The sequence below is a fragment of the Arthrospira sp. PCC 8006 genome (assembly GCF_046480465.1).
Taxonomy (GTDB): Bacteria; Cyanobacteriota; Cyanobacteriia; order Cyanobacteriales; family Microcoleaceae; genus Limnospira; species Limnospira platensis.
In genome coordinates this window covers 1-1,942 of record NZ_PKGG01000416.1, presented here as the reverse complement: position 1 = coordinate 1,942, position 1,942 = coordinate 1, and the positions used below count along the sequence as shown (strand labels likewise).

Genomic DNA, 1,942 nt, shown 5'->3' with positions numbered 1-1,942 from the left:
CCTTTAACTCATCTATATCCTGGGGACGGGGGAGAAAGTGAGGAGGGGGTTTGGGGACGGTATCAATGGCCCCTAAACCGTGCCAAGGGGTAGCCGGTGCGGGTGGGCTGGGGTTTTGATTTTGGGCAATGGCGGCTAATATCCGGCGCATATCCTGACGAGTGGCGATTTCGGGTAAATAGTCCCGAATCTCCTCAACTTTCGCCAAGGTCGCCCCGTGGAGGTCAAACAACATCCCCACAAAGGCTTTCCCCCCGTTGTTGGCATCATCTTTCAGGACTTGGCGCAGGTGTTTATTAAAGTTCGCCGCTAATTCTCCGGTTAACTCCTCGATGACATCCTGATAACTGTCGAGGGTATCGAGCAATACCCCTTTCTCGCATCCCTGTTGGAATAACCAAGTCACCACCTCCCGCCATTCTGCTTCGGGTAGGACCTGATACTCGGTAAACTGCTCCGGTTGTTGGCTGAAAACCTGATATAACTGGTCTTCCTGGAGAGTCTCAAACAGGTTCAGGGTTTTGGCTTCTTCCGCCCATTGCAGCCAATAGCCCTCGATTTCATTGGCGAAATTGTCTAAGGATTCTTTATCGGAATAGTTAGGGCTAATTTTTTCCGCCAAGGCTTTCGCCACGGTGCGTCCGGCGGCTTTGGCGATGTCTTCATTCCGCAGCACCTCGCTACTATTGCGGAATCGCTCTACTAACGCCCCTAAATTATTCCCGGTCATCCCCGCGAAAAAGTTAGCGAACCCCTCCAACACGGGAACCGCTAACCCTGCCGCCGAAACCGCTAACCCTCCCGTGACGATGGAACCTAAACCGACGAGGACGGTTCCGGCTAATAGGGGTCGATTGAGTTGCAACAGTCGGGAATAGTCCATAATGTGTCACCCATGAAAGTGGAGTTATGGCGGGTTATGGGATATTCGGGGATTATAGCATCTGAGAAACCCCGGTTTCTAGGAGCATCTGTGCCGCCTCACTGCGATCGCATTAACAAAGCCCCTTTATCAACCCCTCAACCCCTCCAACCGCAGGAAATACACCCGTCCCACCATTTTTATTATCTCTTCTTAATCCCCTGGTTTTTTGACCTCACAATTGATTAGCTCTCTGGCATTTTTAATGAATTTTTCATCAAAGGTGTAGAATTCCTGGCAATCTTGACTTTGAGCTAGATGCAAAGCATCGGCAAAATCCAAACCATTTTCATGCCACAGTAGGGCTCGATGAACTAACATCGGATGAGTTAAGTAAACATTTGGTAATCCCACAAGTTTCCGTAAAGCTGAACAAACTTGATTCCGTTTAAACTTATAAGCAAATCTCAGCACCCATTCGGTTTCTAGGATAACGGTGTGGGAAATGAAGATTTCCGGGTTTTGAAAAAGTTCTAGACTTTTTTGATATTGGACTGGATCATCTTGAGTCAGAAGCCGAACTACAATATTGGTATCAACTGCAATCATGCCATTGCTCCTGAATGCCTTGGCTAATAGCAGCTTCCATATCCTCTAAGGTTTTGGGTGAACCGTTATACTTCAAACACCCGGCTACTTCATTTAAAGTAGTAGGAGGAAAAGGCTGTTTGGGCTGAATTAAAATCCCTTTGCCTGTATCAGTCAAGATGATTTCTGTCCCCACGTCCAAGCTATAGATTTTCCGCATTTCCGGTGGAATGATAATCTGTCCTGTTTCGGAGACTTTGGCAATTTCCATGAGTGAATCAGTTGATATATTTCGGTAATTCTAACAAAATTAGATAGTCCACAGTGATATCAACCCCTCAACCCCTCCAAACGCAGGAAATACACCCGTCCCAACCAATCCCCCCCTGCCACCGTCACGCCATCAGCAGCAACCGCACAGGAAGCGATCGCACCATCCCCCGTAAAGGTCGCTAACATTTCCCCCGTAGCCAAATCCCATAGTTTCAGAGT

Annotated in this window: 2 protein-coding genes and 1 pseudogene; all 3 read right to left on the bottom strand. The window is 48.0% G+C overall.

All coding sequences use genetic code 11. From position 1 onward, the window contains the following. Nucleotides 1–883, bottom strand: a pseudogene (locus B9T16_RS28175) (hypothetical protein); the annotation flags it as partial. Nucleotides 884–1,075: 192 nt separating this feature from the next. Next, nucleotides 1,076–1,471: a type II toxin-antitoxin system VapC family toxin gene (locus tag B9T16_RS28170; RefSeq protein ID WP_410246337.1), complete on the bottom strand. Its 396-nt coding sequence runs from the start codon at nt 1,469–1,471 to the stop codon at nt 1,076–1,078. After that, on the bottom strand, nt 1,458–1,721 hold the full coding sequence (locus B9T16_RS28165) for an AbrB/MazE/SpoVT family DNA-binding domain-containing protein (RefSeq protein ID WP_006616240.1): 264 nt from the start codon (nt 1,719–1,721) through the stop codon (nt 1,458–1,460). The genes B9T16_RS28170 and B9T16_RS28165 overlap by 14 nt, the downstream gene beginning before the upstream one ends. Between the last annotated feature and the right edge of the window lie 221 nt (nt 1,722–1,942).